This window comes from Hyphobacterium sp., from assembly GCF_965229905.1.
GTDB lineage: Bacteria > Pseudomonadota > Alphaproteobacteria > Caulobacterales > Maricaulaceae > Hyphobacterium.
The window spans coordinates 2376061-2388589 of record NZ_OZ245930.1 but is presented as its reverse complement, the minus strand read 5'-3'; the positions used below and the strand labels follow the sequence as shown (position 1 = coordinate 2388589).

The window sequence follows — 12529 nt, the reverse complement described above, 5'->3', positions numbered from 1 at the left end:
GGCGCAAGCTCGGTGATCAACGCGTCTCGGCCGCGTCGGCAAACTGGGTGGCCGGCGTCTCCGGTTCTGCCCCGGCCAGCCGCGCCATCAGACCGACGCGCTCGTCCTCATCGGGATCCAGCGTCAGCGCGCGCTCCCATTGGAACCGGGCTTCCAGCTGACGGCCGACCTGCCAATAGGCATCCCCGAGATGGTAATTGATGGTCGGCGCTTCCGGCGAATATTCAACGGCCTGTTCCAGATAGAAGACCGCCTGATCGTAATTCCCGCGCACATAATGCGCCCAGCCAAGACTATCGAGAATATGCCCCTGCTCGGGCGAGAGCTCCGCGGCGCGTTCGATCATTTCAAAGGCTTCCGCGATGTTTTCGCCGCGGATCACCCACATGTAGCCGAGATAGTTGAGCACTTCGGCTTCGTTCGGCGAGATTTCCAGCGCCGAACGGAAATCGGCTTCCGCCAGCGCCCAGCGGTCCGTCTGCTCATAGCTGATGGCCCGGAAATAATAATATCTCCAGTCGGGGATCATGCCCTGCGCTTCGCGGGTGGCGAGGGCTTGAGAATAGATTTCCGCCGCTTGCGCATATTCGCCGGATGCGCGGAGCAGATCCGCATAGACCAGCTGGGCTTCAACGGCGTCGTGACGGTGGTACAAGCGCCGGGCTTCCTCAAGGGCAGGCTCGACTTCGCCTTGCTGGGCCTGCAGCCAGATACGGTCGATGCGGGCTGGCAATTCGAACGGACCGTCCGGCACAGCGTCATAGGTCTCGATCGCCGCCTCGATCATGCCATTGCGCTCCAGAGAACCCGCCAGCAGGACAATGCTCGGCGCATAGTCGTCATCCAGCCTCTGCGTCATCCGCAGATAGACGACCGACAGATCGATGTCGGCCTGCGAGGCGAGGGCCGCGGACGGGCCGAACAAGGCGCGGGCCGCAAATTCGCTGACGGTAGGACGCGGCGGAATCCGGCGGGTTTCGGCCGCGACCCGCCGCATTTCGGTAATGCTGCGTTCAAGCGGTTGCTGGCGCAGATAGCCGTCGAACAGCGCGATGGCGTCATCGCGGCGGCGCTGGCGCAACAGAAATTCCCCGTAAAGCGCGATCGTGATCCGCGTGAAAGGACTATCGCTCACGGCTGCCTGGTAAGCCGCGTCAGCGGCGGTGCTTTGCCCGGCATAATCGGCCAGCAGCGCACGTTGCAGCGTCAGATAGGCGGCGGCGTATCCGGGCACGGAAGTCGTGCGCGCTCGCTCCAGCGCGCTGGCGACATCGCCCTGACCGGCATGGGCCCAGTCGCGCAACAGATCGGCGATAAACTCGTTGAAGGGGCCAAGCTGCTCGGTCGCAAGGCGGGATTCCGCCTCGGCATAATTTCCCCGGGCGATCGCATCTGCCGCCAGGTAAAGCCCGGCAAGCCGTGTTTCATCGCCCGCCTCGGCGGACACGCGGCCGGATTCAACTGCGCGGGCGACATCGCCCGAGAGCACGGAAGACAGGAAGGTCCGTTCTGCCAGGATGGCGCTGTTGCGATTGAGTTCCCAGGCTGTTGCATAATAGTCCGCCGCGCCATCGGCATCGCGCGATGTGCCGGCAAACCGGCCGGCCAGAAAGGCGCCATAGGCCGACGGTCCCGGATCCTCATCGCTGACCTGCACACCGGCCGGGCCGTTGACAGTCGTCTGGCAAGCTCCGACGACCAGCGCAGCCAGTGCAATGAAGGCGTTTCGGTAGGTCATGACGTCAGCCTACGCCTGTTGTCGCCCCGGACAAGCGGACTCAACCGCTACATGTTCGAGTAAATCGGTCCCTGCCCGCCTTCCGGCACTGTCCAGTTGATGTTCTGGTTGGGGTCCTTGATGTCGCAGGTTTTGCAGTGAACGCAGTTCTGCGCATTGATCACGAAGCGCTGCTCGCCGCTGGCCTCGTCCTCGACCCATTCATACACGCCGGCCGGACAGTAACGGCTTGAGGGGCCCGCATAGACTTCCCATTCGCTGGCTTTCTGAAGGTCGAGATCCTTTACCTTGAGATGGACCGGCTGGTCCTCTTCGTGATTGGTATTCGAGATGAACACCGAGGAGAGCTTGTCGAACGTCAACACGCCATCCGGCTTGGGATAGTCGATCTTCTTGTGCTTGTCGGCGGGCTCAAGCGTCTCGGCATCGGATTTGCCGTGCTTCATGGTGCCGAACAGCGAGAAGCCGCCGAAAATGGCGTTCATCCACATTTCGATGCCGCCCAGCATCACACCGAAGAACGTCCCGAATTTCGACCAGAGCGGTTTGACATTGCGCACCAGTTTGAGGTCCTTGGCGACCCAGGAATTTTCGTACGCGGTCTGGTATTCGGTCAGCTCGTCGCCTTCACGGCCGGACTGCACGGCCGCGAACACGCTTTCCGCGGCCAGCATGCCGGTCTTCATCGCATTATGGCTACCCTTGATCCGCGGCACATTCACGAAACCGGCGGAACAACCGATCAGCGCGCCCCCCGGGAAGGTCAACTTCGGCACCGATTGATAGCCCCCCTCGGTAATCGCCCGCGCGCCGTATGACAGGCGCTCGCCTCCATCGAACAGATCGCGGATCTGCGGATGCGTTTTCATCCGCTGGAATTCCTCGAAGGGCGCGATGTAGGGATTCCTGTAATTCAGGTGCACAACGAATCCGACCGAGACGAGATTGTCGCCCCAGTGATAGAGGAAGCTGCCGCCGCCGGTATTATTGTCGAGCGGCCAGCCCATCGTGTGTTGAACCGTGCCCGGCTTGTGCTTCTCCGGCTTCACACGCCAGAGCTCCTTGAGGCCGATCCCGTATTTCTGCGGCTCGCTGTCGGCATCGAGATCAAACCGGCCGATCAGCTTTTTGGCGACAGACCCCCGCGCGCCCTCGCCGATCAGCGTGTATTTGCCGCGCAATTCCATGCCGGGCTGGTAGCCGTCTTTCTGACTGCCATCGCGGGCCACACCGAAATCGCCGGTCACCACGCCCTTGATGGCGCCGTTTTCCTCAATGAAATCCGCCGCAGGGAAACCCGGATAAATCTCAACACCCAGCGCCTCGGCTTGTTCGCCCAGCCATTTACAGACCGCGCCCAGCGAGCCCGTATAGCAGCCATGATTCGACATGAAAGGCGGGAAGGCGAAATTCGGGAAGCGGAAGCTCGATTGCTCGGACAGCGCCAGGAAGATGTCGTCCTCGACCTCGGTCTCCAGCGGACAGCCCTGCTTTTTCCAGTCCGGAATCAGCTCGTTCAGCGCCTTGGGATCGACGACAACGCCGGAGAGAATATGCGCGCCGACCTCGCCGCCTTTTTCCAGAACCGCCACGGAAATGTCCGAGCCCGCTTCGGCAGCGAGCTGTTTCAGCCGGATCGAGGCCGCCAGCCCCGCCGGGCCGGCACCGACGATGATGACGTCATATTCCATCGACTCGCGCTGCATTTCGTCTGACATTCCTGATGGCTCCCTTGTCCCGCGCACTTTCGCTTTTCGCGGCTTCTGTCTTAGCTTAGCTCTCAAGGTTCAGCTAGGGCGCTTACGCCGCGTCATCCAGAGGCTTATCGATGCCATCCACCGATCCGAGGACCGAGGCGCACAAAGCCCTGACCCAATGGTGGGACGATATGGGAATCGAGGCCGAGCCGCTGCCGCCACAGCGCAAAAGGGCAGCTCCGGCGCCGAAACCATCCGACCCGCTGCGCCAGCCCGACCCGCCGGCTATCGCAACGCCGCAAGCCGCGCGGGCGGCTGGCTTCGGCCAGGCCGAGAGCGACCCGGCCGATGCGCGGAAGGCGGTCGCCGGTGCCAATTCACTCGACGAATTGGAGGCCGCGATCGAGGCCTTCGACGGCTGCCCGCTGAAGCGCACAGCGCGCAACACGGTCTTTGCCCGCGGCAATCCCGGTTCGGCCATCATGATTGTCGGCGAAGCCCCGGGCCGCGACGAGGACGAGCAGGGCAAGCCTTTCGTCGGCCGGTCCGGGCAATTGCTCGACCGCATGATCCGCGCGTCCGGCCTCGACCCGGAAACCGATGTCTACATCTCCAACATTCTCAACTGGCGGCCGCCGGGCAACCGCTCGCCCTCGACCGAGGAAATCGCCATCTGCCTGCCGCTGATCGAGCGCCACATTGCGCTGGCGGAACCGAAAGTGCTCGTTTTCGCCGGCGGCGTATCGGCGCAGGCGCTGTTACGGGCCGCGACCGGCATCATGAAGCTGCGCGGCCGCTGGGCGGAATACCGGTTCAAGGACGCCGACGGCGAACCCGGCGATCACATCCCCGCCATGCCGCTCTTCCACCCCGCCTTCCTGCTCCGCCGCCCGCAGGAAAAAGCCCGCGCCTGGCGCGACTGGCTGGAAGTGGTGAAGAAGGCGGAGGGGGGGTGATGTTCAAACGCTGATCGTCTCCCTCCGGCGTGCCTGCCCCCGCGAAAGCGGGGGACCGGAGGGCCTCGATCATGGAGCGCTTTGGACATTGAGATCCTCCGGTCAAGCCGGAGGAAGACGGATGCTGAAAACCATGAACCCTCGTCATCCCGGGGGGATTTCTAGCGACGCGCGAGACTTTCACCCCACCCTGACGGCTACGCCGTCTTCCCTCCCCATCAAGGGGAGAGGAAGCCAGGCTGACCCCGCCCTGCAATCCATGCCGGCCAGTCTTTCGCGCCGTGTTTTCAGCTCAAGGGTAAAACCGCGAAGCAGCGCTCTCGCGCCCTTGACCTGAAAACCCGGCGCCGAAAACAATCCCGGCAAGGCGTGAAAGGCGATTTCTTGATGCTCCGGCCCATCCGGGCCGTCACTCCTCGCTTTGTCCGGCCAAGCCGGACGCGCTGCGGGCGCGCAGTCGCGCTTTGCGGGCGCCAATCCTTCAAACGTTTTCTCCCCCCGCCTGCGGGGGGAGTGGTCCCCACGGGTCCGACCACAGGTCGGCCCAAGGACAGGCTCCGGACCGAGGGGGCCATGCCCCCTCTGTCAGCTTCGCTGACACCTCCCCCGTGAACGTGGGAGGAGAGCGAAACTGAACCCGCCATGATGGCGTTCTTGCTATGTTCCCATCTTAGGAACATAATCCTGAACATGTCCAAAGCCCCACGCACCCCGCCCTGCATCAATGTCCAAACGGATCTCGTCGGTGACCCGTTGCCCGCGCCGCTGCAGCCGCGCGGCCGCGGCGCCCGCTCGAACCGCTCCAACCGCTTCGAGGACAAGGCCTATGAGCCGTTCGACGATGGCTGGCGCGATACCGATCCGCCGCCAAAGCAGCTGCGCACAACGACGCTGATCGACAGTTCGCGCTCCATCGTCACCCGCAATCATTCGCCGGACATTTCCTTCAACCTGTCGATCAATCCCTATCGCGGTTGCGAGCATGGCTGCGTCTACTGTTATGCGCGGCCCAGCCATGCCTATTGGGGTTATTCGCCGGGGCTCGATTTCGAGAGCGTCATCTTCAAGAAGCCGGACGCCGCAAAGCTGCTCGAACGCACCTTTTTGGATCGCCATTACCGGCCGGAACCGATCGTCATTGGCGCCAATACCGATTGCTACCAGCCCGTCGAGCGCACCGAGGAGATCACCCGCGATCTTTTGAAAGTCTGTTCCGCGTTCAGCCATCCGGTCAGCGTCATCACCAAGTCGGCCCTGATCCTGCGCGATCTCGATATCATCGGACCGTTGGCGAAGAAGGGCCTGTTCCGCGCGGCCATCTCCATCACCACGCTGGACCGCCGCCTGGCGCGCGACATGGAACCGCGCGCCGCCACCCCGACGCGCCGCCTCGACGCGGTGAAACAACTGACCGAAGCGGGCGTGCCGGTCACGGTCATGGCCGCCCCGATGATCCCAGCACTCAATGACCGCGAGCTGGAAGCGATATTGCAGGCCGCCGCCGAAGCGGGTGCCGTCTCGGCCGGCTATGTGCTCCTTCGCCTGCCCATGGAGATCAAGGGCCTGTTCAAGGAATGGCTCGCCACCACGCGGCCCGATGCGGCCTCGCATGTCATGTCGCTGGTGCGCCAGACCCGCGGCGGGGAGGAATATGATTCAGCCTATGGAAAACGCCAGCGCGGTGACGGCCCCTATGCGCGCCTGCTCGCCAGCCGCTTCCGCAAGGCGATCGAGCGCTACGGGCTGAAAACCAAGGGCCCGGGCTTGCGCTGCGATCTGTTCGAACGCCCGCTGGCCCGCGGCCATCAGGGGAGTTTGTTTTAGACAATTTCCATTGCACGCGTTTTCTCCCCCCGTTCACGGGGGGAGTGTCCCGAAGGGACGAGGGGGGCAGACGCTGCGCTGCCCCCTCCGCCTCGCATTCGCTCGGCACCTCCCCCGTAAACAGGGGAGGAAAACCATGTCTGCTCGCAGGGTTTTGGTACCAACAGCAATCAGCAAAGCCTGTCATGAAAGCAATTCCGCTTGACTAATCAACCCGGGGTGCCCGGGCTTGACCCGGGCATCCATCAATCAAAGAAGATGGACCCTCGGATCAAGTCCGAGGGACCCGGAGGCAACGTGAACCCGCACCACACCATCGCCGGCATTGACGAGGCCGGCCGCGGCCCGCTCGCCGGACCTGTCGTGGCGGCGGCGGTTATCCTGCGTGAGCCGATAGAGGGCTTGAACGATTCCAAGCAATTGACGGAGAAGCGCCGGCTCGCCCTCGCAACGCAAATCCGCGAGACCGCGCTGGTTGGTGTCGGCCTCGCCGAGCCGGAAGAGATCGACCGGATCAACATCCTGCAGGCGACAATGACCGCCATGCGCCGCGCGGCTCTCCAGCTCGGCACGATCCCGCAAGAATTCCGCATCGATGGCAATCGCACGCCGGACGGTCTGCCCGCCCCGGCGCGCTTCATCATCGGCGGCGATGCGACCGATCCGGCGATTTCCGCTGCCTCCATCATCGCCAAGACGGTGCGCGATGCGCTGATGATCCGCGCCGCCGAGCGCTTCCCGCACTATGGTTTCGAGGGGCATAAGGGCTATGCCGCGCGCGCCCATCTCGACGCCATCGCCGAACACGGCCCCTGCCCGATTCACCGCATGAGCTTCTCGCCCATGCGTCTGCCCACACTCGTTTAACCCGGCATTAGGGCTGCATCGGCGAGTCTGGGCTGCTATGGTGGTTCAGTGGGTGGAGTAAAGCGGTGCGGGACAAGCTGCCGGTCAACCAGATTCTGCAAGGCGAATGCGTGGACATCATGCGTTCGCTGCCGGACGAGTGCGTGGATCTCGTCTTCGCCGATCCGCCCTATAATCTCCAGCTCGGCGGCGATCTGCATCGCCCTGATAACTCAAAGGTTTCCGCGGTCGACGCGGAATGGGACCAGATCGGCGATCATGATGATTACGACCTCTTCTCCTGTGCCTGGATGGAAGAGGCGCGCCGCATCCTGAAACCCAATGGCGCGATCTGGGTGATGGGCGCCTATCACAATATTTTCCGGCTCGGCGCCTTCCTCCAAGACATGGGCTTCTGGATCATGAATGACGTGATCTGGCGCAAGTCCAACCCGATGCCGAATTTCAAGGGCACGCGCTTTACCAATGCGCACGAGACCCTGATTTGGGCCGCCAAGACCAAGGAGGCCAGGCCGACTTTCAACTATGCCGCCATGAAAGCGCTGAACGATGGCGTGCAGATGCGCTCCGACTGGGTGCTGCCGATCTGTTCCGGCGCCGAACGCATCAAGGCCAGTGACGGCAAGAAGGCGCATCCGACACAAAAACCCGAAGCCTTGCTGCACCGGGTCCTGCTCGCGACGTCCGATCCGGGCGACATCGTGCTCGACCCGTTCTTCGGCACCGGCACGACCGGCGCGGCGGCCAAGCGGCTGGGCCGCAACTATATCGGCATCGAGCGCGAGGACGATTATGTGAAAGTCGCCACCGATCGCCTGGAAGCGATCCGCCCCGCGGCCGACCAGTCACTCGCCGTCACCAAGTCGAAGCGCGCCGAGCCGCGCGTGCCCTTCGGCAATCTGGTCGAGAACGGCATGGTGAAGCCCGGCGACATGCTCTACGACGCCAAGGGCAAACGCACCGCCCGCGTCCGCGCCGACGGCTCGATCATCGCCGGCCGCATCGAGGGCTCCATACACAAGGTCGGCGCCGAGATCCAGAACGCCCCCTCCTGCAATGGCTGGACCTTCTGGCATGTCCGCAAGAAGGGCTCGCTGATGCCGATCGATGCGCTGCGTGCGGAAATCCGCGCGGCGATGGACGCCTGACGCAGCCGGTTTCCTCATCGACAGTCATTCGAACTGTGCCTTAATGCCGGCATGGATTGGCTCGTGAAGAGAACCGTTTCTGCCGATGCAAAGTTGGCCGCCAAGCTCGACCATGAAGCGGCGGCGGCCCTGATCCGGCAATGCCCGCTTTACGAACCGACCCCCGCTCTCGACCGCCCGGATCTCGCCCGCGCTCTGGGCCTTGGCCAACTCGTCATCAAGCACGAAGCCCGTCGCCTCGGCCTGACCAGTTTCAAATCGCTGGGCGGGGCCTATGCGATCATCCGGCATCTGGCCGAAAAGTTCGAAACCGGTACCGGGCGGCGCTTCACCGCAGACGATTTCCATCGCAGGGCATTTCGCGACCTGGCCTCAAAAAGCGTCTTTGCCGCCGCGACCGATGGCAATCACGGCCTGTCGGTTGCCGCGGGCGCCAGGGCGGTCGGCGCAACCGCGAACATTTTCGTGCACCAGCGCGTGCCGGACTACCGGATCGCGCGATTGAAAGAAAAGGGCGCTAATGTGACCGTCGTGCCCGGCGTCTTCGATAACGCCGTGGCGGAGGCCGGACGGCAGGCTGCCGAACGGGGCTGGGTGCTGGTCGCCGACACCACGGAAAATCCCGATGACGCCGTCCCGAAATGGGTCCTGGACGGCTACACACTGCTGGCCTCCGAGATGATGGACCAGACCGTGCGCCCGCCGACCCATGCGGTCTTGCATGCTGGCGTTGGCGGCCTCGCCGCGGCCTGCATGGACCGCTGGAAAACCCTGTCGCCGCGCCCGGCCTGCCTTATTGTTGAGCCGGCGGAAGCGCCCGCCCTGTTCGAGAGCTTCAAGACCGGTCGCATGATATCGGTACCGGACGACAGCGCCGGGTCCATGGAAATGCTCGAATGCTACCGGCCCTCCCGCCTCGCTTGGGACATTCTTGAGCCATTGACGACCGCCTGCTTCACCGTGACATCGGCGGAAGCCGAGGACGCGGTGCTGGCATTGGCCAAAGCCGGGTTCGACACCACCCCGTCGGGGGCGGCTGCCTTTGCGGGACTGTACAAAATCGCACGGGACGATGCCGCGCGTCAGGCATGTGGCCTGACCGATGAAAGCGTCGTCTGGTTGGTGATTTCCGAAGGACGCGGACCATGACGGAATTGAATGAACCGGCCGGCTAAAGGCTGGCCAGCACTGCCTTTTTCATCAGGCTTGGCAATGCAAGTTCGTGAATGTCGTCCACGCCATAAAATTGGCCAGCATTAGGGAGCCAACCGTCCGGCGCCTCGGCGCGCCACATTGTCATGTCCAGCGAGAAATGGGTGAAGACGTGTGCCACCGCGGATTTGACCGTCCAGTCGGCCTCGAATGGCAGGTGTTCATGCACCTCCCACTTGGCCCAGGATGTCAGCCGCCAGCCGGTCGACGGAACCTCCAGCATCCCGCCCAGCAAGCCCTTCGACGGCCGTTTGCGCAACCAGATCCGGTCGCCGCAATAGACCGCGAAACCGATCGCATGCTTGTGCGGCTTGGCCGCCTTGGGCGCTTTGACCGGATAAGACTCCGGCTGGCCCTCGCGATTTGCGCGGCACCAGCGCGACCACGGACAATTTCCGCAGGCCGGCTTTCGCGGCGTACACACCGTCGCGCCCAGATCCATGATCGCCTGCGCATAATCGCCGGGGCGGTCCGGATCGGCGAGCGCCGCCGCAACCTTCCTGATCTCCGGCTTGCTGTCCTTGACCGGCTTCGGCATGGCACGCAGCCGCGTGATCACCCGCTCGACATTGCCATCCACGACGCTGGCCGGCAGATCGAAGGCCGCCGCGCGGATCGCCGCCGCTGTGTACGGCCCGATTCCCGGCAGGGCAAGCAGGTCTTTTTCGTCGGCCGGAAATTCACCGCCTGCGGACGAAACGGCTCTTGCGCAGGCAACCAGGTTTCGCGCCCTCGCATAATAGCCCAGCCCCGCCCAGGCCGCGAAAACCTCATCCTCGCCGGCACGCGCCAGATCGTGGACCGTCGGCCATTTCTCCAGAAATTTGAAATAGTAAGGCGTCGCGTGCGGCACCGTGGTCTGCTGCAACATGATCTCGGACAGCCAGACGGCATAAGGGTCGGCAACGCGTCCGGCTGCGCGGTCTTCGGGACGCAGCCGCCAAGGCAGGCTGCGCCCTTCCGCATCATACCAGCCGAGCAAGGCGGAACGCATCGCACCGATCGGGATTTCTGTGTCGGCCGTCATGATGGTGTAACTTGTCTTGGAATGTCAGGCAGGCAACGATGTTTGGCATGACCGACAAGCCGCCGCCCTCGCTGGAAACCCTTGCCGCACGCTATTTGCGCGACCGGCGTGGCCGTCCGGCGATCAAGGGCGCGCCTCCGGCCGGGCAGGCTGCCGGGAAGATTCTCAAGCGGTTTTCGGACCGCTTTGGCCCCGGAACCGAGCGGCTCGCCGAACACTGGCCGGACATTGTCGGCGAACGTCTGGCCGGCTGGACGGCGCCGGACGCCATTCGCGGCGATACGCTTTACATCGTGGCGAAAGGTCCCGCCGGCACGCTGATCGAAGCCGATGCACCGCGCATTCTCGAACGCTTGAAAACGATCGCCGGGAAACGCGCGCCGTTGAAGCTCCGTATTCGCCAGGGCGATCCCGCCCAGCTTCAGGGCCGGGCTCACGCAAATGTCAGCCGCGAACTGCGGCGCGACGTGCAGGAAAAGGTGGAGATTGATCCCGATGCGCGGCTATCTTCGGCATTGGAACGTTTCGAACGGGCGCGACGGCGCCGCGAACCGGGAGACTGACATCATGAATCTCACTCGTCGAGTTCTGACCGCCTCTGCGGTCGCATCGGCTTTCCTGCTGGCCGCATGCGGCGGCGGCGCCTCGTCCGGATCGGGCGGAAGCACCCAGTTCGAACGCGATAATGATCGCGCCGTGGGATCCGCCAGCGCGCCGGTGACCGTGATCGAATACGCATCGACCTCTTGTCCGCACTGCGCCGAATTCCATGAAGAGGTTTACCCGGCGATTGAAGAACGCTTCATCGACACCGGACAGGTGCGCTTCGTCTTCCGTGAAATGCTGACCGGATCGCCGAGCCTTGCGCAGGCCGGTTTCATGCTCGCCCGCTGTGCGCCCGATGATCGCTATTTTGATGTGATCGAGCTTTTGTTCGAGCAACAGCAAGCCATCTTCCAGGCTGCGCAGAGCCCGAATGGCGCGCGCACCGAGTTCTGGAACATCGCCCAGACCGTCGGCCTTTCCCGCAACGAGTTCAATGCCTGCATCACCGATGCGGAGCTTCGCCGCGAAGTGGCGGAAGCCCACGAGCAGGCGATCGCCGACGGTATCGACGGCACGCCGCGCTTTGTCATCAATGGGCATGTGCTCGATGCCGACCGCAGCGGCAATCAACTCGTCTACTACTGGAATGGCGAACCGCTGCGCGTGAATGGCGAGACGGTGCCGGCAACGGTCGACGAAGAGACCTTCCTGCTCATCCTCGACCATTTCGTCGCCCAGACGGGATCGGCTGAGGCGGCTCCGGAAGCTGAATGATGTTCAAGCGCCTGTTCTGTGTTCTTGGACTGACCGCTGCCATCGCCGTTTCGGCGGCGGCACAGGAGGCCCATCCCGGTGAGGAACGTCCCGGTGATCGCGCCGTGGGCAATCCTGACGCCGCGATCCGCATGATCGAATATGCTTCGGTCGCCTGCCCGCATTGCCGGTCCTGGTACGAGCAGATCTGGCCCATGGTGCAGGATGAATTCATCGCGACCGGCGAATTGCGCTTCATCTACCGCGAGATGCTGACCGGTCAGCCGCAACTGGCGGCGATCGGTTTCATGATCGCCGATTGCGCGCCCGATGATCAGTATTTCAATGCGTTGCACCTGCTTTTCGAGACGCAGCAGGAGATTTTCGCGCTGGCACAAAGCCAACAGAGTCCGGCGCCGGTCTACTACCGGGTCGCAGAGGCGCTCGGCCTATCGAGCGATGAAGTTGACGCCTGCCTGGCCGACACAGAGGTGCAGGAACGGATGATGGCCCGCCACACCCAGTCCGTGGCCGACGGCGCAGGCGGAACGCCGGCCTTCTTTATCAACAATTATCTGCTGACAACCGATCCGACCCCGGACGGATTAGCGTATGTTTATCATGTAGATGGCGAACCGCTCGAATTCGATGGAGAACTCGTTCCGTCGAACCATGATGCAGACATGTTCCGGCGAATCATCTTGTACTTGGCGTATGAGCGCGGTGAAAGCACCGGCGAATAGGGTGATTCAGGACGGCAG

Annotated in this window: 11 protein-coding genes; 8 read left to right on the top strand and 3 right to left on the bottom strand. The window is 63.3% G+C overall.

Features of this window, described 5'->3' with window-relative positions; genetic code table 11:
• Nucleotides 1-16 precede the first annotated feature (16 nt).
• Both ACO08C_RS11885 and ACO08C_RS11880 read right to left on the bottom strand, forming a co-directional pair.
• Nucleotides 17-1738, bottom strand: a complete 1722-nt coding sequence (locus tag ACO08C_RS11885; RefSeq protein WP_421785863.1) for a tetratricopeptide repeat protein — start codon at nt 1736-1738, stop codon at nt 17-19.
• Nucleotides 1739-1785: 47 nt separating this feature from the next.
• Nucleotides 1786-3456 carry an electron transfer flavoprotein-ubiquinone oxidoreductase gene (locus tag ACO08C_RS11880; RefSeq protein ID WP_421785861.1) on the bottom strand — a complete coding sequence of 557 codons (1671 nt, stop codon included), beginning with the start codon at nt 3454-3456 and terminating at the stop codon, nt 1786-1788.
• A gap of 110 nt (nt 3457-3566) precedes the next feature.
• Here ACO08C_RS11880 and ACO08C_RS11875 point away from each other — a divergent pair, with 110 nt between their 5' ends.
• The 5 genes from ACO08C_RS11875 (at nt 3567) to ACO08C_RS11855 (ending at nt 9379) form a co-directional block, all read left to right on the top strand.
• Nucleotides 3567-4391: a uracil-DNA glycosylase gene (locus ACO08C_RS11875; RefSeq protein WP_421785859.1), complete on the top strand. Its 825-nt coding sequence runs from the start codon at nt 3567-3569 to the stop codon at nt 4389-4391.
• 690 nt (nt 4392-5081) lie between these two features.
• Nucleotides 5082-6215 carry a PA0069 family radical SAM protein gene (locus tag ACO08C_RS11870; RefSeq protein WP_421785858.1) on the top strand — a complete coding sequence of 378 codons (1134 nt, stop codon included), beginning with the start codon at nt 5082-5084 and terminating at the stop codon, nt 6213-6215.
• A gap of 258 nt (nt 6216-6473) precedes the next feature.
• On the top strand, nt 6474-7082 hold the full coding sequence (locus ACO08C_RS11865; RefSeq protein WP_421785856.1) for a ribonuclease HII: 609 nt from the start codon (nt 6474-6476) through the stop codon (nt 7080-7082).
• A 119-nt stretch (nt 7083-7201) separates the two neighbouring features.
• Complete coding sequence (locus ACO08C_RS11860; RefSeq protein ID WP_421788714.1) at nt 7202-8230, top strand: site-specific DNA-methyltransferase; 1029 nt, start codon at nt 7202-7204, stop codon at nt 8228-8230.
• A gap of 63 nt (nt 8231-8293) precedes the next feature.
• Entirely contained in the window at nt 8294-9379 is a 1086-nt protein-coding gene (locus ACO08C_RS11855) for a diaminopropionate ammonia-lyase (RefSeq protein ID WP_421785855.1), read from the top strand.
• Nucleotides 9380-9401: 22 nt separating this feature from the next.
• Here ACO08C_RS11855 and mutY read toward each other — a convergent pair whose 3' ends face one another.
• On the bottom strand, nt 9402-10469 hold the full coding sequence (gene mutY, locus ACO08C_RS11850) for an A/G-specific adenine glycosylase (RefSeq protein ID WP_421785853.1): 1068 nt from the start codon (nt 10467-10469) through the stop codon (nt 9402-9404).
• 47 nt (nt 10470-10516) lie between these two features.
• Here mutY and ACO08C_RS11845 point away from each other — a divergent pair, with 47 nt between their 5' ends.
• Genes ACO08C_RS11845 through ACO08C_RS11835 form a run of 3 tightly spaced genes read left to right on the top strand, consistent with a single transcriptional unit; the run spans nt 10517 to nt 12511 of the window.
• Entirely contained in the window at nt 10517-11032 is a 516-nt protein-coding gene (locus tag ACO08C_RS11845; protein WP_421785851.1) for a DciA family protein, read from the top strand.
• A gap of 4 nt (nt 11033-11036) precedes the next feature.
• Nucleotides 11037-11789 carry a DsbA family protein gene (locus ACO08C_RS11840; protein ID WP_421785849.1) on the top strand — a complete coding sequence of 251 codons (753 nt, stop codon included), beginning with the start codon at nt 11037-11039 and terminating at the stop codon, nt 11787-11789.
• A complete protein-coding gene (locus ACO08C_RS11835; protein WP_421785847.1) occupies nt 11786-12511 on the top strand; it encodes a thioredoxin domain-containing protein in 726 nt (241 codons plus the stop codon). Before ACO08C_RS11840 ends, ACO08C_RS11835 begins: the two co-directional genes overlap by 4 nt.
• Nucleotides 12512-12529: the final 18 nt, after the last annotated feature.